27 protein-coding genes and 1 pseudogene are annotated in these 25644 nt (G+C 61.1%); 8 read left to right on the top strand and 20 right to left on the bottom strand.

Annotated features, from left to right (window positions below; genetic code table 11):
* Positions 1–17: 17 nt before the first annotated feature.
* The gene (locus GKZ67_RS02760) at positions 18–2438 is read right to left on the bottom strand and encodes a thiamine pyrophosphate-dependent enzyme (RefSeq protein WP_173241042.1); all 2421 of its coding nucleotides are present in this window, start codon (positions 2436–2438) and stop codon (positions 18–20) included.
* A gap of 160 nt (positions 2439–2598) precedes the next feature.
* Between GKZ67_RS02760 and GKZ67_RS02755 the strand changes: the two genes are divergently transcribed.
* The 6 genes from GKZ67_RS02755 to GKZ67_RS02735 all read left to right on the top strand — a co-directional run bounded on the left by GKZ67_RS02755 (position 2599) and on the right by GKZ67_RS02735 (position 5981).
* Positions 2599–3075, top strand: a complete 477-nt coding sequence (locus GKZ67_RS02755) for a DUF1573 domain-containing protein (RefSeq protein ID WP_173241041.1) — start codon at positions 2599–2601, stop codon at positions 3073–3075.
* Positions 3015–3368 carry a DUF1573 domain-containing protein gene (locus GKZ67_RS02750; protein ID WP_173246387.1) on the top strand — a complete coding sequence of 118 codons (354 nt, stop codon included), beginning with the start codon at positions 3015–3017 and terminating at the stop codon, positions 3366–3368. The genes GKZ67_RS02755 and GKZ67_RS02750 overlap by 61 nt, the downstream gene beginning before the upstream one ends.
* A 157-nt stretch (positions 3369–3525) precedes the next feature.
* The gene (locus GKZ67_RS22945; RefSeq protein ID WP_254245027.1) at positions 3526–3795 is read left to right on the top strand and encodes a VOC family protein; all 270 of its coding nucleotides are present in this window, start codon (positions 3526–3528) and stop codon (positions 3793–3795) included.
* Positions 3732–4031 carry a hypothetical protein gene (locus tag GKZ67_RS22940; RefSeq protein ID WP_254245026.1) on the top strand — a complete coding sequence of 100 codons (300 nt, stop codon included), beginning with the start codon at positions 3732–3734 and terminating at the stop codon, positions 4029–4031. The genes GKZ67_RS22945 and GKZ67_RS22940 overlap by 64 nt, the downstream gene beginning before the upstream one ends.
* A 90-nt stretch (positions 4032–4121) precedes the next feature.
* Positions 4122–5249 carry an alanine dehydrogenase gene (gene ald, locus GKZ67_RS02740; protein WP_173241040.1) on the top strand — a complete coding sequence of 376 codons (1128 nt, stop codon included), beginning with the start codon at positions 4122–4124 and terminating at the stop codon, positions 5247–5249.
* Positions 5250–5435: 186 nt separating this feature from the next.
* Positions 5436–5981 carry a DUF4833 domain-containing protein gene (locus GKZ67_RS02735; RefSeq protein ID WP_173241039.1) on the top strand — a complete coding sequence of 182 codons (546 nt, stop codon included), beginning with the start codon at positions 5436–5438 and terminating at the stop codon, positions 5979–5981.
* On the opposite strand, the gene GKZ67_RS02730 is transcribed toward GKZ67_RS02735, so the two are convergent.
* Complete coding sequence (locus GKZ67_RS02730) at positions 5978–6448, bottom strand: type I restriction enzyme HsdR N-terminal domain-containing protein (protein ID WP_173246384.1); 471 nt, start codon at positions 6446–6448, stop codon at positions 5978–5980. The genes GKZ67_RS02735 and GKZ67_RS02730 overlap by 4 nt on opposite strands.
* 235 nt (positions 6449–6683) lie before the next feature.
* Between GKZ67_RS02730 and GKZ67_RS02725 the strand changes: the two genes are divergently transcribed.
* Complete coding sequence (locus GKZ67_RS02725) at positions 6684–7454, top strand: AMP nucleosidase (protein ID WP_173241038.1); 771 nt, start codon at positions 6684–6686, stop codon at positions 7452–7454.
* Positions 7455–7642: 188 nt separating this feature from the next.
* Complete coding sequence (locus GKZ67_RS02720) at positions 7643–9307, top strand: amidohydrolase (protein WP_173241037.1); 1665 nt, start codon at positions 7643–7645, stop codon at positions 9305–9307.
* Positions 9308–9430: 123 nt separating this feature from the next.
* On the opposite strand, the gene GKZ67_RS02715 is transcribed toward GKZ67_RS02720, so the two are convergent.
* The 18 genes and pseudogenes from GKZ67_RS02715 to GKZ67_RS02650 all read right to left on the bottom strand — a co-directional run bounded on the left by GKZ67_RS02715 (position 9431) and on the right by GKZ67_RS02650 (position 25593).
* Positions 9431–9949 carry a DinB family protein gene (locus GKZ67_RS02715; RefSeq protein ID WP_173241036.1) on the bottom strand — a complete coding sequence of 173 codons (519 nt, stop codon included), beginning with the start codon at positions 9947–9949 and terminating at the stop codon, positions 9431–9433.
* Positions 9889–11418: an MFS transporter gene (locus tag GKZ67_RS02710; protein ID WP_173241035.1), complete on the bottom strand. Its 1530-nt coding sequence runs from the start codon at positions 11416–11418 to the stop codon at positions 9889–9891. The genes GKZ67_RS02715 and GKZ67_RS02710 overlap by 61 nt, the downstream gene beginning before the upstream one ends.
* Positions 11419–11502: 84 nt before the next feature.
* Positions 11503–12108, bottom strand: a complete 606-nt coding sequence (locus tag GKZ67_RS02705) for an NTP transferase domain-containing protein (protein WP_173241034.1) — start codon at positions 12106–12108, stop codon at positions 11503–11505.
* A 155-nt stretch (positions 12109–12263) separates the two neighbouring features.
* Positions 12264–13328 (bottom strand): xanthine dehydrogenase family protein molybdopterin-binding subunit, encoded by a 1065-nt coding sequence (locus GKZ67_RS22385; RefSeq protein ID WP_254245200.1) that lies wholly within the window; start codon positions 13326–13328, stop codon positions 12264–12266.
* A 26-nt stretch (positions 13329–13354) separates the two neighbouring features.
* Entirely contained in the window at positions 13355–14110 is a 756-nt protein-coding gene (locus tag GKZ67_RS22380) for a xanthine dehydrogenase family protein molybdopterin-binding subunit (RefSeq protein ID WP_217278673.1), read from the bottom strand.
* Entirely contained in the window at positions 14032–14295 is a 264-nt protein-coding gene (locus tag GKZ67_RS22935) for a hypothetical protein (protein WP_254245025.1), read from the bottom strand. Before GKZ67_RS22935 ends, GKZ67_RS22380 begins: the two co-directional genes overlap by 79 nt.
* The gene (locus tag GKZ67_RS22375; protein WP_217278672.1) at positions 14181–14594 is read right to left on the bottom strand and encodes a hypothetical protein; all 414 of its coding nucleotides are present in this window, start codon (positions 14592–14594) and stop codon (positions 14181–14183) included. Before GKZ67_RS22375 ends, GKZ67_RS22935 begins: the two co-directional genes overlap by 115 nt.
* A gap of 93 nt (positions 14595–14687) precedes the next feature.
* Entirely contained in the window at positions 14688–15668 is a 981-nt protein-coding gene (locus GKZ67_RS02695; protein ID WP_173241033.1) for an FAD binding domain-containing protein, read from the bottom strand.
* A gap of 71 nt (positions 15669–15739) precedes the next feature.
* A complete protein-coding gene (locus tag GKZ67_RS24285) occupies positions 15740–16054 on the bottom strand; it encodes a (2Fe-2S)-binding protein (RefSeq protein WP_317172218.1) in 315 nt (104 codons plus the stop codon).
* Positions 16055–16075: 21 nt separating this feature from the next.
* A pseudogene (locus tag GKZ67_RS24935) lies at positions 16076–16123 on the bottom strand (hypothetical protein); the annotation flags it as partial.
* A gap of 489 nt (positions 16124–16612) precedes the next feature.
* Positions 16613–17023 (bottom strand): DUF983 domain-containing protein, encoded by a 411-nt coding sequence (locus GKZ67_RS02685; RefSeq protein ID WP_254245024.1) that lies wholly within the window; start codon positions 17021–17023, stop codon positions 16613–16615.
* Positions 17024–17112: 89 nt separating this feature from the next.
* Positions 17113–17979, bottom strand: a complete 867-nt coding sequence (locus GKZ67_RS02680; RefSeq protein ID WP_173241032.1) for an AraC family transcriptional regulator — start codon at positions 17977–17979, stop codon at positions 17113–17115.
* A 136-nt stretch (positions 17980–18115) separates the two neighbouring features.
* Positions 18116–20479 (bottom strand): M1 family metallopeptidase, encoded by a 2364-nt coding sequence (locus GKZ67_RS02675; RefSeq protein ID WP_173241031.1) that lies wholly within the window; start codon positions 20477–20479, stop codon positions 18116–18118.
* A gap of 119 nt (positions 20480–20598) precedes the next feature.
* A complete protein-coding gene (locus GKZ67_RS02670) occupies positions 20599–21204 on the bottom strand; it encodes a HupE/UreJ family protein (RefSeq protein ID WP_173241030.1) in 606 nt (201 codons plus the stop codon).
* A 135-nt stretch (positions 21205–21339) separates the two neighbouring features.
* Positions 21340–23397, bottom strand: a complete 2058-nt coding sequence (locus tag GKZ67_RS02665) for a T9SS type A sorting domain-containing protein (RefSeq protein WP_173241029.1) — start codon at positions 23395–23397, stop codon at positions 21340–21342.
* Between the two features lie 59 nt (positions 23398–23456).
* Positions 23457–24017, bottom strand: coding sequence for a putative Ig domain-containing protein (locus GKZ67_RS02660; RefSeq protein ID WP_173241028.1), 561 nt, complete (start codon positions 24015–24017; stop codon positions 23457–23459).
* The gene (locus tag GKZ67_RS02655) at positions 23900–25003 is read right to left on the bottom strand and encodes a hypothetical protein (protein ID WP_173241027.1); all 1104 of its coding nucleotides are present in this window, start codon (positions 25001–25003) and stop codon (positions 23900–23902) included. The genes GKZ67_RS02660 and GKZ67_RS02655 overlap by 118 nt, the downstream gene beginning before the upstream one ends.
* A gap of 455 nt (positions 25004–25458) precedes the next feature.
* Complete coding sequence (locus GKZ67_RS02650) at positions 25459–25593, bottom strand: T9SS type A sorting domain-containing protein (RefSeq protein ID WP_173241026.1); 135 nt, start codon at positions 25591–25593, stop codon at positions 25459–25461.
* Between the last annotated feature and the right edge of the window lie 51 nt (positions 25594–25644).

The raw sequence follows: 25644 nt of genomic DNA, 5'->3' as shown, positions 1-25644 counted from the left end.
TTTTAGTTACTCGAAAATCAATAAATGGCCGGAAATTTTGCCGGCTCTACCTCGCGCATTACTTCATAGGCCAGGTCGAATACGTCTTCGGCGTTGGGCTTGGAGAAGTAGTCGCCATCGGAGCCGTAGGGCGGGCGGTGGGCCTGCGCGGCCAGGCAGTGCGGCGGCGAGTCGAGCAGCTGATAGGCATTCTGTCCATCGAGTACCTGCTGCATCATGTAGGCCGTAGCCCCGCCCGGCACATCCTCATCGGCGAAGATGATGCGACCGGTTTTGCGCAGGCTGTCGGCAATCAGCTGGTCGGTATCGAAAGGCAATAGCGTCTGCACATCAATCACTTCTGCTGAGATACCGACTTCGGCTAGCTGCCGGGCGGCCTCCAGCACAATGCGGCACATCGAGCCGTAGGTGACGATGGTCAGGTCTTCGCCTTCGCGCAGCACCTCAGGCCGGCCCAGCGGCAGCGTAAACTCGCCCACGTTGGTTGGCAGCTTTTCCTTGAGGCGGTAGCCGTTCAGGCACTCGATGACGATAGCCGGCTCGTCGGAGCGCAGCAGCGTGTTATAGAAGCCCGCCGCCTGGGTCATGTCGCGCGGCACGCACAGGTGCATACCCCGAATGGCCCCGAGTATCATCTGGATGGGCGAGCCCGAGTGCCAGATACCTTCCAGGCGGTGGCCCCGCGTGCGCACGATGAGCGGCGACTTCTGCCCGCCCTTGGTGCGGTATTGCAGGCAGGCCACGTCGTCGCTGAGAATCTGGATGGCATATAATAGATAATCGAGATATTGTATCTCGGCAACAGGCCGCAGGCCGCGCAGCGCGGCCCCGATGCCCTGCCCGATTATCGTGCATTCGCGGATGCCGGTATCCGTTACGCGCAGCTCGCCAAAGCGCTCCTGCAAGCCCGCAAACGCCTGGTTGACATCGCCAATGCGGCCCACATCTTCCCCGATGGCAAAGATGCGGGGGTCGCGCTCGAAGTTGGCCGTGAAGCAGGCTTGCAGCACCTCGCGGCCATCCACGAGCGAGGCATCGGCGGCCAGCTGCATGGGCACTTCCTCGATATTGCCCACCGCCTCTTCGCTCTGGCTGAAAAGATAGGAATTGTAGCGGTCCGCATTTTCGGCTTCGCACTGCTCGAGCAGGCGCTGGGCGGCGCGGCGGCCGGCACTGGGCTTGCTGCCGCGCACCTGGCGCAGCGCTTTGCGCAGCGTACGCACAATGTCGGCCCGAATGGGAGTTAAATTGGTTTTGAGGCCATTGACCAGCTCAGCCAGCTGGTTTTCGGTGCCGCTCTCCGCCACGAGCTGGTTGAGCACCGCCAGGGCCTCGTCGCGCTCCTGCTGAATGGGGTCGAAAAACGCGCTCCATGCCGTGGTACGCGCCTGCTTGATAGTGGCGGCGGCAGCTTTCTCAATCTGGGCCAGCTCGTCTTCGCTGGCAACGCCCTCGGTGAGCAGGTATTCGCGAAACTTAACCAGGCAGTCGTACTGCTCTTCCCAGCTCAGGCGCTCCTTGGGCTTGTAGCGCTCGTGCGAGCCGCTAGTGCTGTGGCCCTGCGGCTGCGTCACTTCCGTCACGTGGATGAGCACCGGCACGTGCTGCTCGCGGCACACGGCCGCCGCCCGCTGATAGGTATCGACCAGGCTTTGATAATCCCATCCGCGCACCACAAAAATCTCGAAGCCATCCTGGCCTTCGCCCTCGCGCTGGAAGCCGGCTAATATAGCCGAAATACTTTGTTTGGTCGTCTGATACTCAGCCGGCACCGAAATACCATAGTGGTCGTCCCACACCGACATCAGCAGTGGAATCTGCAAGACGCCGGCCGCATTGATAGCTTCAAAAAACACGCCCTCCGAGGTGCTGGCGTTGCCGATGGTGCCAAACGCCACCTCGTTGCCATTCACCGAGAAGTCGGTAAACTGGTGCAGGGCAGGGTTTTGGCGGTAGAGCTTGCTAGCGTAGGCCAGCCCCACGAGCCGGGGCATCTGCCCACCGGTGGGCGAGATATCGGCCGACGAGTTTTTACTGGCTGTCTGGGGCTTGAAATGGCCGTCCTCATCGAGGAGGCGGGTACCGAAGTGCCCGTTCATGGCGCGGCCGGCGGTGCTGGGGTCAGCTTCGGGGTCGGCGTGGGCGTAGAGCTGGGCAAAATACTGCTGCCAGGTAAGCTCCCCGATTGCTACCATAAAGGTTTGGTCGCGGTAATAGCCCGAGCGAAAGTCACCGGCCCGGAAAGCGCGGGCCATGGCCAGCTGTGGCAATTCCTTGCCATCGCCAAAAATACCGAATTTGGCCTTGCCCATAAATACCTCCCGGCGGCCCGCCAGCGAAGCATGGCGGCTCTCCCACCCGAGGCGGTAGTCGTCCAGCAGCTCAGCTTTGGAAAGAGACAGGTGCGCGGGGGCCGGGGCTAGCAGCGTGTCAGACATAAAAACGAAGTAAGAAGTGGTGGGTGGGAAGGACGTGCGATGCCGCAAATTTACGGAATCGGCCGGGGGCGGGCTGTATATTTGCCTATGCCCCGGCCGGCTGGGGTTAACTAACTGTTACTCTATCTTATTACCCAGGTTAAACCCTGGCTTTTAGCTTATGCGTTTCGTTTCTACCCTGGCCCTTTGCCTGCTGGCGCTGGCCGCCCACGCCCAGGGCGTGCTCACCTTTGAGAACACCGACCACGACTTCGGCAAGGTAGCCGAAGGCACGATGGCAACCTACGAGTTTCGCTTTAAAAACACGGGCAATCAACCCATCGTTATTGCCAATGCCCAGGCCAGCTGCGGCTGCACCACCCCGGAGTGGACCAAATCGCCGGTGCTGCCGGGCAAGTCGGGCATCATCAAAGCGGTGTACAACAGCGCCGGCCGCCCCGGCGTATTTGCCAAAACCGTAACGGTGATGAGTAATGCTACCGAAGCCAGCAAGGTTCTCAGCCTTAAGGGCACGGTACTCACAAAAGACGAGCTTCGGGCTACGCTGACGCCGGCCCAGCTGGCGGCCTCCCCAAGCTGCTGCTGGAGCGGGCCAGCTACGACTTCGGGCGCCTGGAGGCCGGCACGCAGCCGGTAGCCCGCATCGGCGTGCGCAATACCGGGCCTAAAGACCTGGTGTTAACCACGGTATCATCCAACTGCTACTGTGTAGGCTACCGCTCCGCGCCCGCGCCCATCAGTCCCGGCCAGAGTGTCGTGGTTGAGCTGGTGTACGCGCCCCGCACCCTGGGCCCCGCCGCCGAGGTCGTTACGCTGGCTTCCAATGATATGCACGGCGATACCAAGCTGACGCTCAAGGCCACGGTGGTAAAAGACTTGGTGCCCACGAGCCTGGTAAAGGAGAGCAGCTCCTCAGTGCCCTTCAAGTAGCCAACTTACCAACCAGTAGCGTATAGCCCTGCCGGATTGGCAGGGCTTTTTTCGGGCCTGATTGTTGATTGATGTAGGTACATTATTTAAATCTCTCCAGTAGCTTTTTATTACGATGAACCCCAACCCCAGCGCTTCCAGTCCTACTGCTTATACTGTGCCCGCGGGCACCAGTATCGGCCACATCCATTTGCAGGTAACCGATATGGCGCGGGCCCTGCGGTTTTACCACGACCTGCTCGGCTTCGAAGTAATGCTGGAAGCCGGCGAGCAGGCAGCGTTTTTGTCGGCCGATGGCTACCACCATCATATCGGACTGAACACCTGGCACAGCCAGGGGGCAAGCCGGCCGTGCGCGAGGGCGTGGCGGGCCTGTATCACGCCGCTATTCTGTACCGCGACCGGGCCGGCCTGGCAGCCGTGGTGAAGCGGCTGCTGGCAGCGGGCTACCCGCTGCGCGGGGCCTCCGACCACGGCGTGAGCGAAGCCATATACCTCGACGACCCCGATGGCAACGGCCTGGAACTGTACTGGGACCGCCCCCGCGCCGAGTGGCCTACTACGCCCGACGGCAAGCTGACCATGTATACCCGCCCGCTCGATGTGCAGGGGCTACTTAAATCAGTGCGCAGTGAACAGGGAACAATTGCAGCTTCAAAATAATTGTTCTATGTTCCCTGTTCACTGCGCACTGATTTAAGCAGCCGTATCTTTACGGCACGTTTCTCCCCCACTTCTCCCCTCCCCCGCCCCATGATTATCGGTGTTCCGAAAGAAATTAAGAATAATGAGAATCGCGTTGGCCTCACGCCGGCCGGCGTAGCCGAATTGCGCAAACATGGCCATTCGCTGCTGGTGCAGGCCAGCGCGGGCGAAGGCTCAGGCTTTGCCGACGCCGAGTACGTGCAGGCGGGGGCTAAAATGCTGCCGACCATTGCTGACGTGTATGGCCAGGCCGACATGATTATCAAGGTGAAGGAGCCGATTGCGGAAGAGTATCCGCTCATCAAAGAAAACCAGCTGCTGTTCACCTACTTCCACTTTGCCAGCGGCGAAGAGCTGACTCACGCCATGATAGCGCGCAAGGCTATCTGCCTCGCGTACGAAACCGTGGAGCTGCCTTCGCGGGCGCTGCCGCTGCTCATTCCGATGAGCGAGGTGGCCGGCCGTATGGCGCCTCAGGAGGGCGCTAAATATCTCGAAAAACCCTTGAAAGGCCGGGGCATTCTGCTCGGCGGCGTGCCTGGCGTAAAGCCCGCACACGTACTTGTGCTGGGCGCAGGCATCGTAGGCACGCAGGCTGCCAAGGTAGCCGCCGGCCTGGGCGCGCAGGTGACAGTGATGGACATCAACCTGAACCGCCTGCGCGAGCTTGATGACTTCATGCCCAAGAACGTGGTAACGCAGTACTCCAACGAGTACAACATCCGCGAAGCCATCAAAACCGCCGACCTCGTGGTGGGTGCCGTGCTCATTCCGGGCGCGAAGGCGCCGCACCTCATCACCCGCGACATGCTCAAGACCATGCGCCCCGGCACCGTGCTCGTGGACGTGGCCGTGGACCAGGGCGGCTGCATTGAAACCTGCCGGCCCACGACCCACGAAAACCCGACCTTCATTATCGACGACGTGGTGCACTACTGCGTGGCCAACATGCCCGGCGCGGTGCCCTACACCTCGACCCTGGCCCTCACCAACGCTACGCTGCCCTACGCCGTGAAGCTGGCCAACCTGGGCTGGCAGGAAGCCTGCCGCCGCGACCCCGCTCTGCGCCTCGGCCTGAACGTGGTGCACGGCGAAGTGGTGTACCAAGGCGTGGCCGAAGCCTGGAACCTGCCCCTCGTAGATGTAGAATCGGTGCTGGAAGGCGCGGCCGTATAAGTCCGTAGTGTAGACCGAGTCCGCGCGTCTTATCACCGGAACGGTGACACGCGCGCACTCGCAGCGTCCACACTACCGCAAAAAAGCCTGCCGGATACGCGTCCGGCAGGCTTTTTTGCGGGCGTTGCCCAGCTCGCCCTGAGCTATTTTGGCTAGTTGGGTGTTGTAGGTATTCTTCCTAAAATAATGTCGATTCTTACGTTGTGGCCGGCTTTGCTGCTGGCCTTACTGGCCCGCACTACCTCGCCCACGGTTCCACCCCCGCTCACGTTTCCGGTGCCCGCCGGTGTGCCCAACCAGCTGTTTTACCTCCAGCGCGACCCCAATACCAATACCGTCATTTATCAGCTGAACGTGAACAGCGCGGGCAAAGTAGAGGACGAAGAACCCATAAACGTATTCTGGATACGCTACGACGAGCAGGGCCAGCGCAAAGACCTGAATTTTATTCAGCGCAAATTTGCCTATGGCCTGACGGCTACGAAGCTGGCGCCTGATAAGTATGAGCTCAAATTTGCTGCCTACAGCAAAGTTCCCTTTTTGCTCATGAAATCAAGCGTCGATAAGGCCTTTCACGTGTTTACGGTGGTTGGCGGCAAGCAAATCGTGCTCACGCGTGTGTACCTGCGCATTGAGGGCGGCACGTTTTGGGTTCCCAACGTGCGGTACATCGAGTTTAAGGGGTGGAACGCCGCTACCCGCGAGCCCATCGTAGCGCGCGTCAACGTTTAGCCGTCGGCCAACTCACTGGCTACGACATAGGGCGGAATCTCCGCCAGCCGCTCATTTACCCCTAGCGCAAAGTCGACGCGCCAGCAGTAGTGTACCAGGCCGTTGGTGAGCAGCAGCAGCGGAGCACGCAGCGTTTGATTGTAGGTAGCAGCCTGCTGGGCTACGGCCGGCGTGATAGCCACCGAGGGCCGCTTGCACTCTACCAGCAGCAGCGGGCGGCCGTTGGGGCCGAGCGCCACAAGGTCGGTGCGCTTCTGGCGCTGGTTGTAGCGGTGGCCGCGCTCCAGGCTCAACAGGCCCCGCGGGTAGCCCAGGCTGGCCATCAGGTAGTGTACTACGTGCTGACGCACCCACTCCTCGGGGGTGAGTGCTACGTACTTATGGCGCAGCTCATCCCATATTTCCGGGATATTTGCTAAATTTTGCCTAGTTTTGTGGTCGAAAGGCGGCAGGTCCAGCACTTGCATCACCTCCAAAGGTACGGGTTTTGGCTGTCGCATTTCACCTGGGTTTCCTGCCCGCTGCGCCGCCGTACCCTACCGGGTAGGCGGCTTTTTTAGTTTCTGGCGATTGTTTTTGCTGTCATGACGAGCACAGCAAAGCAAAGCAATCGCACCGAAACGACACCCGAACAAGTCGTTCGGCTACGATTGCTTCGCCGGCTCGCAATGACAAGCTTATTTTTCACATAACCAGCACCTTATGAAGACCAAAGAGGACATCGTCAATAACTGGCTGCCGCGCTATACCGGCGTGGCACTCAGCGAGTTTGGGCAGTACATCCTGCTTACCAACTTCAGCAACTACGTGTACATGTTTGCCGAGCAGTTTGGCGTGGAGGTGCGCGGCACCGACAAGCCCATGCAGTCGGCCACGGCCAACGGCATCACCATCATCAATTTCGGCATGGGCTCGCCAATGGCAGCTACGGTTATGGACTTGCTGTCGGCCATTAAGCCCAAAGCGGCTTTGTTTCTGGGCAAATGCGGGGGCTTGAAAAAAACCAAGCTGGGCGATTTGGTGCTGCCGATTGCCGCCATTCGCGGCGATGGCACTTCCGACGACTACCTGCCGAAAGAGATTCCGGCACTGCCTTCTTTCCGGTTGCAGCGGGCCGTTTCGTCGATGATTAAGAAGCATGAGCTCGACTACTACACCGGCACCGTGTATACTACTAACCGCCGCGTGTGGGAGCACGACCAGGAATTTAAAGATTACCTCAAGCGGGTGCGCGCCCTGGCCGTGGACATGGAAACGGCGACCATCTTCGTGGTGGGCTTTATGAACGATATTCCGCACGGGGCGCTGCTGCTCGTGAGCGATAACCCTATGACGCCCGAAGGTGTGAAAACGGCCGAGTCAGATTCGAAAGTGACTACCAACTTCGTGAAGCAGCATCTCCTTATTGGTATTGAGTCGCTGCTGGAGCTGAAAAACTCGGGCGAGTCGGTCAAGCACCTGAAATTTGAATAAATCCGGTACTCAGCCCCGGCCCCGCGTTAAGCTATGCTAGCTCCGCGGCGTTGCTGATTATGGGCTTTGCGGCTTGTAAAATCTATAGTTTGCGCCTGGGTAGAAACTGCGTAGCCCGTTCCCGGCTGAGAACGGGCTTAGCTTTGTCCAATTCATTCAAAGCGGAACTTTGCATACCCTTTTGTACCATGCAGCTTGCTTATAAACTTGGGAGTGCCCTTACAGTAGGAATAGCGCTGGCCCTGGCCAGCTGCCAGCCGCAGCGCGAAAAAGTCGATTTGCTGGTAACCAACGCCACGGTGTACACCGTCGACTCCACGTTTAGCAAGGCGGAGGCATTTGCCGTGCGCGACGGGCACTTTGTGGCCGTGGGTAAGTCGGCCGACTTGCAAAGTCGCTACCAGGCCACGCAAACGGTGGATGCGCAAGGGCAGTTTATCTACCCCGGCTTTTACGACGCGCACTGCCACTTTTACCGCTACGCGCTGGGCCTGCGCTCGACCAACCTGGTGGGCGCGGCCTCCTGGCCCGAAACGGTGAGCCGCTTGCAGGCGCACCAGCGCGAGCAGCCCGGCGCAGCCTGGCTCACGGGGCGCGGCTGGGACCAGAACCGCTGGCCGGGCCGGCAGTTTCCAACCAAGGATACGCTCGACCGGCTGTTTCCGAACGTGCCGGTTTTTATCATTCGCATCGACGGCCACGCGGCGCTGGTCAACCAAAAGGCGCTTGACCTGGCCGGGGTCACGGCCGCTACGCCCATCAGCGGCGGCGTGATTGGGCACGATGCGGCCGGCCGCCTCACCGGCCTGCTGGTCGATAATGCCGTGAAGCTGGTGGCCACCAAAATACCCGAGCCCAGCCCCACCGAGGCCAACGCCGCGCTGCTGCAAGGCCAGCAAAACTGCCTGGCCGTGGGCCTCACCAGTCTCGCCGATGCCGGCCTTGACCGGGCCGACATCGAGCGCCTGGCGGCTTTGCAGCGGGCAGGCAAGCTACACCTGCGCCTCTACACCATGCTCAACCCGACGCCGGAAAACAAGGCCTATTATATACCAAAAGGACCATATTTCAGTGATAATCTTACCATCAGCGCTTTCAAGGTGTATGCCGATGGGGCGCTGGGCTCGCGGGGCGCGGCGCTGCTGGCCCCTTACACCGACCGGCCGCACGAAACCGGCTTTTTGCTGCAACACCCGGAGTATTACCGGAGCTTAGCCAAAGAGCTGGCGGCCACCAGGTTTCAGATGAATACCCACGCCATCGGCGATTCCAGCAACCGCTTGCTTTTGGATATATATGGGGCGGCGCTTAAAGGCCAGCCCGACCGGCGTTGGCGCATCGAGCACGCCCAGATTGTGAGCCGGGCCGATATCCCAAAGTTTGGCCAGTACCACATTGTGCCGTCGGTGCAGCCAACCCACGCTACGTCCGATATGTACTGGGCCGGCGAACGGCTCGGGCCGCAACGCCTAAAGTACGCCTATGCCTACCAGGATTTATTGAAGCAATACGGCCAGGTAGCGCTGGGCTCCGACTTTCCCGTCGAGGATATTAACCCGCTCTACGGCTTCCACGCCGCCGTGGCCCGGCAGGATGCGAAGAACTTTCCGGCCGGCGGCTTTCAGATGGAGAATGCGCTTACCCGCGAGCAGGCTCTGCGCGGCATGACCACCTGGGCCGCCCACGCCGCCTTCGAGGAGAAACGCAAAGGCCAGATAAAACCGGGAATGCTGGCCGATTTTGTAGTGCTGAAAACCGACCTGCTCACCGCGCCCAACGAGCAGCTGCGCAACGCGCCCGTGCAACAGACGTGGATTGGCGGCCGGCAGGTTTTTTCAAGTAAGAAACAGTGAAAAAGAACGTCATGCTGAGCTTACCGAAGCATCTCTAACAGGCCAATTGGGTTATAAACCTGACGGCGCGAGCGAGCTGCTTCGGCAAGCTCAGCATGACGTTCTTTTTTCTACCTCACTGACCTAAAACCCGCCGGGCTCGTCGGCCGAGCCGCCATAAATGCCGGGCACCGGGATGTCGAGCAGACGCAGGTACACCGTGAGCTGGCCCCGGTGGTGGATACTGTGGTTGAGGCCCATGATGCGCAGGGCGGCGCCCTTGGGGCGGCTCATGAGCACCTGCTCGCCGCGCCGCAGCTCAAAATTATCCGTCAGCTTTTCGTCGTCGCTTTCGCCGAGCGCCTGGCGCAGGCTGGCGCTGAATTTATCGAAGCGCTCCAGCAGCTCGGCGGTAGTGGTGGGGCTGGGCGGCGGCTTGGGCGCGTTCTGGTCGAGGAAGTCGCGCTCATTGGCTTGCACAAATAGCTGCTTGAACATCAGCAGATTGACGATGTGCGAGGCGAGCGTACCCATTTTCATCGACTTGGGGTGCGGCTGGTAGTCGAACTTGTCGTCGGGCACGCGCTCGAGAACTTTGCGCGTCACGGCCAGCTCGCGGTCGAGCTCTTCGAGAATGTTTTGCTGGATGGAGGAAGTGTGCATACGGTGGTGGGTGAACGTGTACCTGCCTCAACCGCAGTTAGGCTAAACAGTTTGGGGGCGGCCCATCTCGGCCGGGGCCGAAGCGGGCGGGGCGGCAGGAAGGAAGCATCGGCCGGGTCTTCGCGCAGCTTCTTGCCGCGCAGCTGAAGCAGGAAAATCAGCCCCAGGATGAAGAACACAATCAGAGCCAGGATGCTGTTGCGCATCGAGCCCGTCACCTGGTTGATGATACCAAACGTGGCCGTGCCGATAACAATGCTGAGCTTTTCGGTTACATCGAAAAAGCTGAAAAACGCGGCCGAGTTGGGCGTATTTTCGGGGATAATCTTAGAGTAAGTTGAGCGGCTCAGGCTCTGGATGGCGCCCATCGTGAGGCCGATAACGGAAGCCAGCGCGTAGAAGCTCCAGCCGGCCTGCACGAAGTAGCCCGCAATGCAAATCAACATCCAGATAAACACCGACCAGCTCAAGGCCCGCGTGTTGCCGATGCGCTCGGAAAGTTTGGCAAACAGCCAAGCCCCGGCAATAGCTACCACTTGCAGCAGCAGGATGGTGAGAATGAGCGAACCGGATTCGAGGTGCAGCTCGTCGGTACCGAACAGCGTGGCCACGTACATCACCGTTTGCACGCCCATGTTGTAGGTGAAGTAGGCGAGCAAAAACTTCTTCACGTTGGGCAGCTGCCGGAGCTGGTCCCATACTCTGCCCAACTCGCGGAAGCCGTTGAGCAGCCAGCCGCCCTCCGCCGCCGGCGCATCGGCCGGGCGGCCCAGGTCGGGCGGCAGCGTGGCAAACGGAATCTGGGCGAAGCCCGCCCACCACAGGCCCGTGAGCAGAAAAGACAGCTGCGCCGCCCGCGCCCCACCAATCCCGATTTTATCGTGAAACTGATTTATGACCAGGCAGATAACCAGTAAGATTACCGAGCCCACGTAGCCCATCGAAAAGCCTTTGGCCGACAGCGAGTCGAACTTCTCCTCGGAGCTGATTTCGGGCAGGTAAGAATTGTAAAACACAATACTGCCCGAAAAACCCACCGTAGCCGCCACGAAGATGAAGGTAGAGAGGGTAAGGGTGTCGGGACCAAAGAAATACAGTCCGGCGCACGCCGCGGCCCCGATGTAGCAAAACACCTGTAAAAACAGCTTCTTCCGCCCCGAAAAATCGGCCAGCGATGTCAGAAACGGACTAACCAAGGCAATGAGCAGAAACGAGGCCGAGATGGCGTAGTTGAGCAGCGAAGTTCCCGGCACCTGCATCCCCAGAAAGCTCACCGGACTCTGCCCGTTATCGGTATGGGTTATCTGCTTAATAACACTCGACCAATATATAGGAAAAATACTACTGGTAATAACGAGCGGATATACCGAGTTGGCCCAGTCGTAGAACGTCCAGCCGTTGGTGATGCGCTTGTTGTCTTTTTCGACGGTGCCGGGCGTGGAAGCCGGTAGCGTAGCGGGTGCAGCCATGAAACAGCGGCGCGGGAAGTAGCGCGCACCCGGCTAAGGTAACGGATTTCGGACATCCACAACGCGGCATAACACGGCGGTAATCTACGGCGCCAGCGCCGCGTACTGCGCCTCGGTATCCACGTCGGTGGCGCCGCCGGGGAAGGCTACGCTGGGCAGGTGGGCGTACTGCTGCAACAGCTCGCGCGCCCCGCTGGCCCCGCGCAGCGCCAGCAGCTGCGGAAAAATAGCGCGGCCAAACAGTGCCGGTACGCCCTGGATGCCCGCGTAGGCCGACGCCACGACCGGCTGCCGGGTGGCCTGAAACTGTACAATCAGCTCGCCGATAACCTCGGGGGTGAGTAGCGGCTGGTCGCAAAGAATGACCACCACGGCATCTGCTTTGGGGCCTTCAGCGGCCGTTTCGAGCTCGGCGAGACCGGCGGCGATGCTGCCGCCCATGCCATCGGCCCAATTATCGTTGCGCACTACGTGGAAGGGCAGGCCGGCGATTTCGGGCAGCAGCCCATCGTGAAGCGCCCCGGTTACGAGCACCAGCGGGCGGCAGGGCGAGGCCACGGCCACCTCGGCGGCGTGGCGCAGCAGGGTTTTGCCCTGGTAGGGCAGCAGCTGCTTGGGGCGCGCCAGGCGCGACGACGAGCCGGCCGCCAGCAGCAGCAGGCCCACGGTGGCAAGGGGGTCGTTGTGCATGAGGTGTGTGGTATTGCGTGGTTGTTTATTGATTAACCCAAAGGAACGTCATGCGGAGCGTGTCGAAGCATCTCTGCCGAACGACCCTAGCGGCGCGGCAGAGATGCTTCGACACGCTCCGCATGACGTTCTTATTGGAATGCCTTTAGTAGGAATTAGCTGTTTATTCCGCCCATCAGCACCTTGTCCGGCGTCAGGGGCAGGTCGCGCAGGCGCTTGCCGGTGGCGTGGTACACGGCATTGGCCACGGCCGCAGCTACGCCCACCATCGCAATCTCGCCGATACCCTTCACCCCCATCGCATTGATAAACGGGTCGTGCTCCTCCACAAACTCAACGGTCATATCCGGAATATCGGCGTTGACCGGCACGTGGTACGTAGCCAGGTCGGCATTGGTATAGCGCGAAAAATGCTGGTCGCGGATGGTTTCTTCCATCAAAGCCGAGCCGATGCCGAAGATGGCACCGCCGATAATCTGGCTGCGGGCAGTTTGAGCGTTCAGAATGCGGCCCGCGCCCATCACGCTCACCCACTTCGACACGCGCACGGTGCCCAGGTCCATATCGACCCGCACCTCACAGAAGTGCGCCCCGAACGAATGCATGGCGTGTATGCCAGCCGAGTCGGTGTTGTTGCCGGGTCCGGCCGGGCTGCCCGACTGCCCGGTTTCGTAGCCCGAACCGTACTTACCCTGGCCCATGCCTTCGATATCGGTCATTTCGGCCCGCTTCATGAGGTCGGCAAAGCTTTCGCCTTTGCTGGCATCTTTTTTCAGGAAGAGGCGCCCCTTTTCGACCGTCACCTCTTCGGGCTTGGCTTTAAAAAGCGGCGATTTTTTATCGACCACCGCCACTTTAATTAGCTTCTGCCACACGTCCTGCGCGGCCATATAAACCGACGACGAGACCGTGCCGGCGGCCACCGAGCCGCCCGAGTTGGGTGCGGTAGGCAGGTTGGTATCGCCCAGCTCGAAGCGGATTTTCTCCATCGGCAAACCCAGCGCGTCGGCGGCCACCTGGGTCATTACCGTGTAGGTGCCGGTGCCGAGGTCGGTTGCGCCCGACTGCACCACGGCGTGGCCGTCGGCATACAGACGGGCGCGGGCGGTGCCCTGCGAGTTGTGCACCGGATAGCTGGCCGAAGCCATGCCCATGCCCACAAGGTAGCGGCCGTCGCGGGTGGCGCCCGGCTGGGGGTTGCGCTTGCTCCAGCCAAACAGCTCGGCCCCGCGGGCGTAGCACTGCTTCAGGCTTTTACTGCTCCAGGGTGGCCGGTGCTGTAGTCGTGGTCGGCGTGGTTACGCAGTCGGATTTCGATGGGGTCGACACCGATTTTATAGGCCAGGTCATCCATCGAGCACTCAATGGCAAACGAGCCCGGCGCCTCGCCGGGAGCCCGCATAAACGTGGAAGTCATGACGTTGGCCCGCGCCAGCTGGTACGTCGCCTCAAAGTTGGGCGTCGCATAGAGCATATCCAATATCTTCGAGTTCGACTCGGCATAGTTGTCCCAGGGCGAAGTGGTCGACGTTTTGGTATGAACTATCGACGTAATCCTGCCGTCGGCCGTTGCGCCGAGCTGCACGGTCTGGGTCTGGTCTTCGCGGTGGCCCATGCTCGTAAACATCTGCTTGCGGGTGAGCATCAGCTTCACGGGGCGGCCCACCGCTTTGGCGGCCTGCACCGTAAGCACGGTGTGCGGCCAGCACGAGCCCTTGCAGCCAAAGCCACCGCCCAGGTACTTGGTAATCACCCGAATCTGCTCGCGCGGAATGCCCAGCATGGCCGTCAGCGCCGACTGCGTGCGCGTGACGCCCTGCGTCGATTCGTACACCACGAGGCGGTCGGGCGCCTCCCAGTGCGCGGTAGTCGAGCCCGGCTCCATCGGGTTGTGGTTATAGACCGGGTGGTTATAAGTCGCCGTTAGCTGAATGGGCGCGCTCTTGAAGGCACCCTGCGCATCGCCGCGGCGGGTGTGGCCATCCTGCTTGCCGTCCTGCACCTTTTGGGGTCAAACAGCTCGGCTTTGGGGTCGAGGAAGCTGGCGATGGGAGCGCCGGTTTGCTGATACGTCACTTGCACGAGCGTGGCGGCGTGCAGCGCATGGTCGAGGGTGTCGGCCACCACAAGCGCCACTGGCTGCGCGGCGTAGAAAATCTCATCGCCGGTAAGGGGCAGAAAACCCATCGGGCTCCAATGTCCTTTTTGCCGGCCGCATCGTTGGGCGTTTTAGCCAGCTTGGGCAGGTTCTGGTGGGTGAGCACGGCAATAACGCCCGGCTCACGAGCGGCGGCCGATGTGTCGATACGTTGAATTTTGCCCTTCGCTACGGTACTGGTGGCCAGTACGCCGTAGGTAAGGCCCGGCAGCGGAAACTCGGCCGAATACTTGGCCCGGCCGGTTACTTTCTCGCGGCCCTCCACGCGAACCAGCGGCTGGCCTACGAAGCCGCCCGGCTGGTCAAAAAATTGGGGTTCAGCAGACATATAAGTAGGATGCGGGGTTGCCCCGCCCGTCGAATGAACGACAATTAGGATGATAAGAATGGCCCGGCCGCCGGGCAGGAGCAAGCCGGCACCCTACGCTGTTACCTCCAGCAGGGCCCGCACCAGCGTGCGCTGGGCCAGCTCGACTTTGAATTTGTTGTGCTCACGCGGCGACGCGTCGCGCACGGCCAGCGCGGCGGCGGCGCGAAAGTTGTCTTCCGTTGGAGCCTTGCCCACCAGCGCTTTCTCCACGGCCGGCACGCGCCAGGGCACGGTGCCCACCCCGCCCAGCGCCACCCGCGCCGAGTGGATGGCGCCGCCCTGCACGTCGAGCCCCACGGCGGCCGATACCAGCGCGTAGGCATACGAGGCGCGGTCGCGCACCTTGAGGTAGTGCGACTTGCGGGCGTGCGCGGCGGCCGGTACGGTAATGGCGGTAATCAGTTCGCCGGGCGCCAGATGGTTTTCAATATGCGGAGTCGAGCCGGGCAGCTTGTAGAAGTCGGCCAGCGGCACCGTGCGGGTCGTGCCCTTAGCACTTTCCAGCGTGAGCCTGGCTTCGAGCGCCACCAGCGCCACGGCTAGGTCGGAGGGGTGGGTAGCGATGCAACTCGGCGAGCCACCCAGAATGGCCAGCGTGCGGTTGTCGCCGGTTTGGGCGGGGCAGCCCGAGCCGGGCACCCGCTTATTGCACGGGAAAGCCACGTCGCGGTAATAGCCGCAACGCGTTTTCTGCAAGAGGTTGCCGCCCATGCTGGCCATATTGCGCAGCTGCGGCGAGGCCGAAGCCAGCAGCGCCTGCGAAATAACGGGGTAGTTCTGCACCACCAGCGGGTGCTCGCCCACGTCGCTCATGCGCTCCAGCGCCCCGATGCGCAGGCCGGACGCGCCGTTCTCGATACCCAATAACGGCAGCTTGTTAATATCAATCAGCAGGGAGTGCTGCTCGATATTCGACTTCATAATGTCGAGCAGCGTAGTGCCACCCCCAATAAAAGCAGCCTGCTTATCGGCTTCCCTGGCCGTGGCGGCCTCCTTTGTGGTGCTGGCCTGCGTGTAGGCAAAATTGTTCATAATGGTAGCGCGGACGTTGTAGTCCGCGTTTGAAGCGATAGAGATGAACCCGAACTACAAAGTCCGCGCTACTAGCTGTGGCCAGCCACTTCGCGCACAGCGGCCAGAATGTTGGGGTAAGCGCCGCAGCGGCAGAGGTTGCCACTCATCCACTCACGGGCCTGGTCATCAGTACCGGCGTGGCCTTCTTTCACGCAGGCTACGCCCGACATAATCTGGCCCGGCGTGCAGTAGCCGCACTGGAAGCCGTCGTGCTTAAGGAAAGCCTCCTGCATGGGATGCAGCTCCTCCCCTTTCGCCAGGCCCTCGATGGTAGTAACCTGCTTGCCCTGGGCCATCACGGCCAGCGTGAGGCACGAGTTGACGCGGCGGCCATCGACGTGCACGGTGCAGGCGCCGCACTGCCCGTGGTCGCAGCCCTTCTTGGTGCCCGTGAGGTCGAGATGCTCGCGCAGGGCGTCGAGCAGCGTGGTGCGCGGCTCGAGGCGCAGGTTCTTGGCCTGGCCGTTGATGGACAGGCTAACGTTGGTAGCGCCCGAGATAACGGGGCTGGCGGGGCCAGCTTTTCAGCCAGAACTTCGGCCTGACTGGCGATAGGCGGAGCCAGCGCCACACCCAGCAAACCACCGGTTTGCTTGAGGAAGGAGCGGCGCGAAGGGCCAGGCGGCGTGGGGTTGGCCGCGTCGGGAGAGTGGTCGTCGGAATGCATACGGACAGCGCGTGGTTAGGCTCTTATGTAGTACGCAGGAAACGCCCGGCCTGTTCAGGAGTGCCGGGCTGGCGCAACGCCCTTCGGCGTGCAATCAGCCGGCCGCTTTTATAAGCTCAAACGTAGCTGATACTTAAGTTGCTAGCAATGTTGCTAGTGCCCGAACAAAGATAAAACCACAAAAAAGGACCGCTACTTCAGCAGCGGTCCTTTTTTTGTGATTTCAGGCAGTTTACTAGTGCTGATGCCGGGCGGCCCTTTTGGGGTCGTAGCGCGTGCCGCCAAACAGGTACAGCATCAGCGCCCGCGAGTAGCGGAACACCAGCGGCGTCGATATCAGCGTGATGGCGGCCACGGCCGCGATGTACACCCATAGTGGCGGGTCGCCGGCCAGGAAATTGAGCAGCAGGCCCACGACGGCAAACGTGCCGACCGCAAAGCCAAAGCTGATGTACATGGCCCCGAAATAAAATCCTGGCTCAGGCTCAAACGTCTGCCCGCACACGGGGCACTCGGCCGGCATTGCGGTAAACTTAGTAAGATTCAAGGCCGAATACGAGAATAGCTTGCCCTGGTGGCAGCGCGGGCAGCGCAGCGCCAGCAAGGCCAGCGCGGAAGATTCGATGGGAGCAATAGCAGCAGACATAGCCAGCAGGAAGCAAAAAGATGACCCGGCAAAGGTACCGGCCCCCGTTACCCGCCAACAGGGCCGCGCGCGGGCAAACACCGCACAAATCAACGCTGCCGCCGAAAGGCCTCGGGAGTTACGCCTACGTGTTTTTTGAAGGCCCGGCTGAAGTACGAGGCGTCGTCGTAGCCCAGCGCGGCGGCCAGCTGCGCCACCGAATCGGCAGAGTGATGAAGCAGGCGCCGGGCCTCGGCCATCACGCGGGCCAGGATGAGCTCGCGCGCCGGATGCCCTACCACGCGCCGGCAGATGGCCGTGAGGTGATTGGGCGTCACGCTCAGCTGCCCGGCGTAGAAGGCCACGGTTTTTTCGCGGCGAAAGTGCTGGTTGAGCAGCCGGCTGAACTCGCGCACCTGCTGCCGGCCCAGCGCGGCAGCCGGCGCGGGCGCGGCCGGGTAGGCGCGGGCCGCCAGCTCCAGCGCCAGAAACAGGTAGGCAGCCACCACCTCATCGGTAGGCGTTGTACTGACTTCCTGCCACAGCTGCTCAAATATAGATAATAGCCTATTATTACCGACCAGCAGGTAGCACACCGGCAAGTGGCCGGGGTCGAAAAACGGGTAGCTGTGCAGGCGACCAGCCGGGTAGTAGCGGTGGTAGAATGCAGCCTCGAAAAACACGATGTAGCCCGCTGCGTCGGCACTCAGCGCCCAGCCGTGCACCTGCCCTGGCGCGAGGAAGAACAGCGCGCCCGGCCGCAGCTCGTAAGTCTGCAAGTCGATGGTGTGCGTGCCGCTGCCCTGCGTGATATACAGCAGCAGGTAGAAGTCGTGCGCGTGCGGCGCGCTCACGCCCGGAAACCGCGCCGCGTGGCTTTCGAGGCGCTGCACGTAGTAAGGCCGGCGGCCGGCCGGCGCGGCCTCGGGCGGCGGAAAGGCCGCCAGCGGCAGCACAGGCAGGGTGGCAGGCTTCATATCGGCCGCAAGTAAGGCAACCGCCGGGCAATATCGCGGCAAGGGCCAGCCAGTAAAACAGGGAGCTATGACTGAAAACCAAAAGCGCCTGCCGGTACCGGCAGGCGCTTTTTTGTAGACTGAAACAACCGCTTCCCTACTGCGGGTTCGGCTTGTTCTCGCGCTTCTCAATCTGCGGCTCTTTGGCCACCTGCATGGGGTTTTTAAACTGGGTGTTGTTGCCAAACTGCCCGGCCTGGAACATCTCAAAGCGCGAGGGCGCAGCCTGGCGCGGGTAGGCGTTGTTGCTCAGGTCGGTATCGGCAGTTTGCTGCAAGGGGTCGATAACAAACGACACGATATTCTTTTGCGACACGATGAGCTTGGTGACCTGCTCGTTGTTCTTGCGCCAGATTTCGGCCGGGATGGTCTGGGTTTCCTGGGTGCCGTCGTCGTAGGTCATTTGCAGCACCACGGGCATTACCAGGCCGCCCACGTTGCGCAGGCTCAGTTCGTATAGGTTCAGGTTGCCGTTGAGGCGCTGCTGCTGCTCGGGGGTAAGGCTGCTCAGGTACTGGTTGTAGCGCTGCTTATCGCTCTCGCTCACCGCGAGCGGGTCGTAGCTGTTGTAAAAGTCCTTCAGCTCGGGCTTGTCATCAACGGCCGTGGTTTTGAGGTCGGTCGCGTTGCGCTGGGCCGAGAGGCTGGCCGCCTGGGCGGTGCGCTCGTTTTGCAGCCGGGTGTTTTCCACCAGCGGGTTTTTGGTGTTGGGTCGGTAGTACTTCACGCCGTCGAGCGAGATATCGCAGCGGTCGGTGCCGTAAAACCAGCCGCGCCAGAACCAGTCAAGGTCTACCGCCGAGGCATCTTCCATGGTGCGGAAGAAATCGGCCGGCTGCGGGTGCTTGTAGGCCCAGCGAGTGGCGTAGGTCTTGAACGCGTAGTCGAACAACTCGCGGCCCATCACCGTCTCGCGCAGGATGTTGAGGGCCGTGGCGGGCTTGCCGTAGGCGTTGTTGCCAAATTGCAGCACCGACTCCGAGTTGGTCATAATCGGGGTTTGCAGGCTCTTATCGGTGCGCATGTAGTCCACGATGTTCTTGGGCTCGCCGCGGCGGCTGGGGTAGTTGCGCTCCCACTCCTGCTCGGTGAGGTACTGGCAGAAGGTATTGAGGCCCTCGTCCATCCAGGTCCACTGGCGCTCGTCCGAGTTCACAATCATCGGGAAGAAGTTGTGGCCCACCTCGTGAATAATTACCGAAATCATCCCATACTTCCGGTCGGCCGAGTAGGTGCCGTCGCGCTCGGGCCGGCCGCCGTTAAAGCAAATCATCGGGTACTCCATGCCGCCCACTGGCCCGTGCACCGAGATGGCCACCGGGTACTGGTAAGGGGTAGTGAATTTTGAATAAGTCTTGATGGTGTGCGCCACCACCTCGGTCGAGTACTGCCCCCAGAGCGGGTTGCCCTCCTTAGGATAGTAGCTCATGCAGAGCACCGGCTTGCCATTCTGGCTGATGCCCATGGCATCCCAGATAAACTTGCGCGAGCTGGCCCAGGCAAAGTCGCGCACGTTTTTGGCGGCGAAGGTCCAGGTTTTGGTGCCGCTGGCCCGCTTGCCTTCGGCCTGGGTGGCCTCGGCCTGCGTCACGATGAGCACCGGCTTTTTGGCGGTGCGGGCCTGGGTCAGGCGCTGGCGCTGCGCGGCCGTCAGTACCTGGTCGGGGTTCTGGAGCGTGCCGGTAGCACCCACGATGTGGTCGGCGGGCGCCGTGATGCTGACGTGGTAGTCGCCGAAGGGCAGTGTAAACTCTCCGTTGCCCAGAAACTGCTTGTTCTGCCAGCCTGTGGCGTCGGAATACACGGCCATGCGGGGGTAAAACTGCGCAATCTCGTAGAGGTAGTTCTTGTCCTCCGGGAAGTATTCGTAGCCGCTGCGCTCGTTGATTTTCAGCTGGTCGCTGACGTTGTAGCTCCACTTCACTCCAAACGAAACCGCCTGGCCCGGCCGCAGCGCGGTGGGCAGGTCGATGCGCATCATGGTGTGGTTGATGGTGTATTTCAGCGGCTGGCCGCCGGCCGTGGTCACGGCCGCGATTTTGTAGCCGCCATCAAACTCGGCCACTGCCAGCTGGTTGTCAAGCTCCTGAAACGAGAGCCGGCCGCCCGTCACCTGCCCCACGTTGGTGGCCGCCGTGATGGAGTTTTTGGCCAGAATATTCTGGTCGAGCTGCACCCAGAGGTAGCTCAGCACATCGGGCGAGAGGTTGGTGTAGGTAATGGTCTCCGAGCCGGTGATAGCCTGCTTCTGGTCGTCGAGGCTCACTTTGATGTTATAGTCGGCGCGCTGCTGCCAGTACTTGGGGCCGGGCGCGCCGCTGGCGGTGCGGTACTCGTTGGGGGTGGGCAGCTCGGTACCGAGCTGGGCAAATTTATCAGTGCCGGAGTTAGTCGTCTGGGCCCGGCCGAGCGCCGGTGCCAGCAACAGCCCCAGCCCGGCGGCCAGTAGCGAAATACGCATAGAAGAAGTAGTAAAAAGAAGTCGGTGGCTAAAGTCGGCGAATATACAGCGAGGGTTGCGGTGATTGATGAAGGATAATTAGTAATGAGGTAATTAATAGTATTTAAATATATTATTTATTATCTAGTTCCTAATTGCAACAGCAGCAGCGTAGCCACTCCGAGCGCGGCACCGCTTGTTACCAGCACCCAGTCGCGGCGGGCTATCCGAAACACGCGCAGCGCCACAAAGCCCAGCAGCAAAATACCACTCACTACCAGCAGCTGACCCAGCTCGACGCCCAGGTTAAAGGATAGCAGCTCGGTAATGGGACGGCTTTGCGCTCCCAGCAGCGCCCGCAGGTAGTTGGAAAAGCCCAGACCGTGAATAAGCCCAAAAGCAATTGCCAGCGCATTGGGCGCGGTGAGCAGCACCGGCTCGGGCCGGGCTGGCCGCCGCGGCAGCACCGGGCCGGCGCGGTACATATCGACCAGCGCCGTGAGCATAATGGTAACCGGAATCAGGGCTTCGACCAGCGGACCATTTACGCCTACCACGCCCAGCGTGGCCAGCGCCAGCGTGATGGAGTGGCCTATTGTGAAACTCGTTACCAGCGCCAGCACGCGCCGCCAGTCGGCCAGCACATAGGGCGCGCACAGCGCCAGCAAAAACGTGAGATGGTCGGTGGCCTGCCAGCTGCAAATATGCAAAAAACCTAATTTAAGGTAGGTAAGAAAGAGGGACATCGACTGCAAATCTCTTGAAAATCTTCCGGAAACACGCGAAACGCAAAAAGCGCCTGCCGCAGAACGGCAGGCGCTTTTTTGGCGCTTTAAGTCAGGAGCCTGGGCTAGGGCCTTAGCTCGCGCAGCTGGTGTGGGCTATTCGCGCACGATGCGGCGTAGCTCTACCCCACCGCTGGCGGTACGAGCTTGCAGCATATATATACCACTGGGCAGGGCCGAAAGGTCAATAGCCTGCTGATGAGCCGCCGATGCTGCCACGCTGGCTTCGTACACGCGCTGCCCCAGGGCATTGCTGATAGTCAGCTGCACCGCTTCGCGGTAGCCGCTCAGCTCGAGCGTGAGCTGGCCATTAGGCGTCGGGTTCGGATACACGGCGAGGGAAGTGGCCGCGCTCTGGGCCGCAGCCGAGGCCGTGACCGTAACGCTGACAGCGGCCGAGCTGGCCGAGGCGCAGCCGCCCGCCCCCGTCACGACCACCGTGTAGGAGCCGTTGCGCGTGCCCGAGTTTACCACATACGTCTGGCCCGTGGCCCCGGCAATGGCCGTCCCGTTGAGGTAGAACTGGTTGCCCGTGGCCGAAGACGATGTCAGCACCAGGCCTGTGCTTGGCGTGCCCGTTACCGTCAGCGTCGGCGTAGTCGGTACGGCGTTGATAGTAAACGTGCTCGTGCTCGTTACCGCGGCGCACCCGCCCGAGGCAGCTACCGTGTTGGTGATGGTGTAAGTGCCGGCCGTCGAGCCGGCCAGGCTGATGACGCCGGTAGTCGCGTTAAGAGCCAGGCCTGTCGTTGAGGAGAAAGTACCGGCCGTGGCACCTGCTGCCAGCGTAGGTGCAAAGGTGCCTGTGCTGCCAGCGCAAGCCGCGCCAGTGCCCGGTGTGGCATAGCTGAAGGCAGCCGTGGCAGGAGCGGTGATGGTGACGGTCTGGGTGCTGCTGCTGCCGCAGGCGCCGCTCACGGTGTACGTCACCGTGTACGTGCCGGCCGAGCTGGCAGCCAGGTTAATCGTGCCCGTCGTCGCGTCAAGGCTCAGGCCCGTAGTCGAGGTGAACACCCCGCCCATCGTCCCCGTGATGGTGGGCACCGGATTGGTCGCGCTCTGGCAGAAGGGTGAGCCTGCGTAGCTGAAGGTGGCCGTGGTCGGGGCCGAAATCGTGATAGTAGCCGTGCTCGACACCGCCGCGCAGCCGCCTGAAGCCGCCACCGTGTTGGTCACCGTATAAGTACCAGCAGTCGAGGTGGAAGGGGTAACTACGCCGGTAGTGGCGTTCAGCGTCAGACCGGCTGTCGAAGTAAACGTGCCCGCTGTGGCCCCCGTAGCCAGTACAGGAGCAATGGTAGTGGTACTACCAGCGCAGACAGCGGCGCTCGGATAGCTAAAGCCGGCCGTGGCAGGAGCCGTAATGGTCACCGTTTGGGTAGAGCTGCTACCGCAGGCACCCGCTACCGTATACGTCACCGTGTATGTACCAGCGGTGCTGGCAGCCAGGTTAATGGCCCCGGTCATCGCATCAATCGACAACCCGGCGGTTGAGCTGAATGCCCCACCGGTAGTACCGGTAATGGTCGGGGCGGGATTAGCTCCGCTCTGGCAGAAGGGCGAGCCGCTGTAGCTGAACGTCGCAGTAGTCGGAGCCGAAATTATGATGGTAGCTGTGGCCGTTACCGCCGCGCAGCCGCCCGAGGCAGCCACCGTATTGGTTACGGTATAAGTACCGGCTACGCTGCCGGATACATCTACTGCACCCGTAGTAGCATTCAGGCTCAGCCCGGTGCCGGAAGTAAAGGTGCCAGCCGTGGCACCCATTGCCAGGGTAGGCAGCACCATACCCGTAGTTCCGGCGCATACAGCAGTAGTTGGGTAGCTGAAGGCAGCCGTGGCAGGAGCGGTGATGGTGACGGTCTGGGTGCTGCTGCTGCCGCAGGCGCCGCTCACGGTGTACGTCACCGTGTACGTGCCGGCCGAGCTGGCAGCCAGGTTAATCGTGCCCGTCGTCGCGTCAAGGCTCAGGCCCGTAGTCGAGGTGAACACCCCGCCCATCGTCCCCGTGATGGTGGGCACCGGATTGGTCGCGCTCTGGCAGAAGGGTGAGCCTGCGTAGCTGAAGGTGGCCGTGGTCGGGGCCGAAATCGTGATAGTAGCCGTGCTCGACACCGCCGCGCAGCCGCCTGAAGCCGCCACCGTGTTGGTCACCGTATAAGTACCAGCAGTCGAGGTGGAAGGGGTAACTACGCCGGTAGTGGCGTTCAGCGTCAGACCGGCTGTCGAAGTAAACGTGCCCGCTGTGGCCCCGTAGCCAGAGTGGGACTAACCGTGCCGCTCGTGCTGGTGCAGTTTGGGGCGGCCGGATACGAGAAGGCTGCCGTAGCCGGAGCCGCGATAGTTACCGTGGTGCCACCAGTTACTGCCGCGCAGCCCCCGCTGGCGGCCACCGTATTCGTGATGAAGTAGGTGCCAGGCATCGAAGTGGAGGGCGTAATCGTACCCGACGCGTCAATCGTGAGGCCCGTAGCCGGGTTTACTGTAATAGTGCCGCGCGTGCTGCCCGTGCCAATACCCAGGGGTACGGTGCCGGCAGTGGTAGTGCAGTAGCTGGTAGCTCCGTAGCCAATATTAGCTTTCGGCGGAGCCGTAATGGTAACAGTGGTGGTAGCGGTAGCCGCCGAGCAGCTGCCGCTGGCGGCCACGGTATTGGTTACGGTATACGTGCCGGCGGCCGAGTTGCTCGGCGTAATAGTACCGGTAGCGGGGTCCAGGGTGAGGCCGGTGGGCGTAGCCGAAAAAGTACCTGCACTGGCGCCGGTTGCCAGCATTGCCGGGCAGTAGCGGTGCTGCTGGTGCAGTAGCTGCTGGCTCCGTAGCTAAAGCTGGCCGATGAGCCCGACGTGATGGTAATAGTCTGGGTACTGCTGCAGGTACTGCTGGCCGTGTAGGTAACGGTGTAGGTGCCGGCCGTGCTGCCAGTCAGGTTAATTGTGCCCGTTGCGGGGTCAATTGTCAGGCCGCTGGTCGAAGAGAAGGTGCCGCCCGTCGTGCCCGTGATGGTGGGCGTAGGGTTGGCTCCGCTCTGGCAGAAGGAGCTGCTAGCGTATGCGAAGGCGGCATTGCAGGCTACTGTGCTGGCTCCCTTAGCCGATACCGACTTAAGCTGCGCCTGGCGCGGAGTACCCGAAGAGCCTACCCCGTAATATAAACGGATGCTCAGGGTTTTGCCGCTGGCTACGGTAACGCCCGTGGCGCCATTGAGCGCCAGGCGGAAGGTATTCGCATTCACTGTCGGGCCGGCAGTCTGATTGGGCAAAGTCACCGGATTCGGAAAGCCGCCGGTTGTACCCGTCGGCTGCGTTACTCCGGAAGCAGTAAAATTGCCTCCGCTTACCTCGTTGATAGTGGTAAAGCCGTCAGTTGAGTAAGAAACTCCCAGGTGCCCCGCTGCGGAGTTGTTGATAGCCGAAGTAAGAATCAACGAATCGACGCGTAGCGAGTAGCCAGAGGCTGCAAGCACCGTAAACTCTTCATAAAATGAGCGCGAGGGGTTGGTGCCAGGGCCCGGAGGCGTGCCCGTGCTGCTCCAGCCGCCACCCGTACTCAATGGTGCGAACGCCTGCCCACGAGCTGCCGAATAGCCCGGAATAGTGCCAGAGGCTGCCGAATTATCCGATAGAACGAGGCTCGTAAACGTAGGGGTAGTCGGCGTTATACCGGTAACTGCCACCGTGGCGACATTATCGGCCAATAGCGGCCACTGCTCCAGCACGGTACTCTGAGCCTGGCTTTTGGCAGAAAATCCCAGACTCAATAAACCAAGCACCAGGCCTGGCAGCATTCGAAAACCTCGGCGTGACCTAGGAGGGGTCAGCGCTTGACTTGTGGAGGCATGGCAACTGAGTTTAGCTACCATACCGGGTATAGCTTGCTGCATATGGGTGGAAAAGTGGAAAAGATGAAAAAAACGACTCAATACCTCATCAAATAGCTATCGGCAGCCTTTTTGCCATAAAAGTACTTGATTCCCATTATCCTTAAGATGAAAAAATCATGTTTTTACTATTTTATTTTATTAAGAAACAAAAATAATTAAATTCTTCATTTTTTCACCCTGCCTGTAATGGGCATCAGACTAGCCAAAGAGTCAGAAGTTTACTCGCCTTTGGCTGGCGCCAGCTTATTTACGCTCAGTAGTGCTAAAGAAAGCGTAAAAGCCCTTGGCACTTATACCAAGGGGCTTTTTGACAGCGAGAGTGCTGGTGTATGCTAGTATTTAGCGAAGCGCAGGGTCTGCAGAGCCTGGTCGGGGGCGCTCACGCGCAGCAGATACACCCCGTTGGCCAGCTCGCTCAGGTCAACCAGCGTCGTGCCATTGCCAGCTGGCGTCGGCAGCTGGCGCACTACCTGCCCAGCGTATTGACCACGCTCAGCGTGGCCGTCTTGCTGTAGCCG

Origin of the sequence: Hymenobacter sp. BRD67 (genome assembly GCF_013256425.1) — a bacterium.
Classification (GTDB): domain Bacteria; phylum Bacteroidota; class Bacteroidia; order Cytophagales; family Hymenobacteraceae; genus Hymenobacter.
Note: the sequence above shows the minus strand (reverse complement) of the source record. Positions and strands in the feature narration are given on the sequence as shown.